Genomic DNA, 1,285 nt, shown 5'->3' with positions numbered 1-1,285 from the left:
CAACACCTGCGACACCGCCGTCAACGCCATGAACAGGCTCGCACCTCGGCCACGTGCGCAACCGCGGAGGCCGTCGGCGACCGCTGCTGGCACGGTGAAGGAGTGGCTGGCGCCGCTGGTGGTCCGCACTCCAGGTCGAGGGCGGTCGGTGGGCAGCTCGAGGGGCACAGCGCCGGCCAGCGCGTTCCGCCAGTAGGCGAGATGCCGGTCGAGAGCACCGTCGGCGAGGTCCTTCCGCTGCCACTCCGCGTAGTCGGCGTACTGGACGGGCAGGGGCCGCAGGCGGGGCTCGCGCTGCTCGACGATCGCGCTGTAGACCTCGTGGAGCTCCCGTGTCAGCACGCCCATCGACCAGCCGTCGGTCACGATGTGGTGCATGGCGAGCAGCAGGACGTGGCTGTCCGTTCCTTCCCGCACCAGCAGGACCCGGAGGAGTGGACCGGTGCGGAGGTCGAAGGGAATGCTGATCTCGTCGTGCAGCACCTCGGCCAGCCGCTCGGCACGGTCCGGTTCCGCCCTGTCGCTGAGGTCCGTCACCCTGATCGCGACCTCGCCGGCCGGGTGGACGACCTGCACGCCCTGACCGTCCAGCTCGTCGAAGGTGGTCCGGAGCGATTCGTGGCGGGTGACCAGTGCGGTCACGGCGTCCCGCAGGGCGACCAGGTCGAGGGGGCCGACCAGGCGGAGTGCTCCACCCACGGTGTACTCGGTGCCTGTCCCCTCCGTGAACTCGTCGAGGAACCAGAGTCGCTGCTGGGCGAAGGACATCGGCACCGGGCCGGCGTGCCGGTCCCCGCTCGCGGTGACCGGGCTGGTGTTCCCCTTCGAGATGTCGCGTTCGATCACCTCCGCGAGTCCGCGCACGGTGGGCCGGTCGAACAACACCCGAGGTGACAGGTCCGCGTGGAGGAGCGACCTGATCCGGGAGACCACCCGCAGGCTGCGGATGGAATCCCCGCCCAGTTCGAAGAAGTCGTCGGTCACGCCGACCTGCTCGGCGTCGAGCACCTCCGACCAGATGTCGCAGAGCAGTCGCTCCTCCACCGTCTCGGGGGCGGCGGAGGCGGACTCGCCGCCGTGTTCCGGGGCGGGCAGCGCCGCGCGGTCGAGCTTGCCGTTCCCGGTCAGCGGGAAGGCGTCCAGGACGACGACGTTCGACGGCACCATGTGCTCGGGAAGAGCCGCGCGGAGATGTTTCCGCAACTCGGCAGGCACCAGGGACCCACCAGCGGCAGCGACCACATAGGCGACCAGGCGTTTGTCGCCGGGGGTGTCCTCCCGGACG

1 protein-coding gene is annotated in these 1,285 nt (G+C 70.6%); it reads right to left on the bottom strand.

Translation table 11 applies throughout. From position 1 onward, the window contains the following. Positions 1 to 1,285: condensation domain-containing protein (locus tag ACTIDRAF_RS30375; protein WP_039788664.1), on the bottom strand; the 1,285-nt coding region annotated here is incomplete at both ends.

It is taken from the genome of Actinoalloteichus spitiensis RMV-1378, from assembly GCF_000239155.1.
GTDB lineage: Bacteria > Actinomycetota > Actinomycetes > Mycobacteriales > Pseudonocardiaceae > Actinoalloteichus_B > Actinoalloteichus_B spitiensis.
Note: the sequence above shows the minus strand (reverse complement) of the source record. Positions and strands in the feature narration are given on the sequence as shown.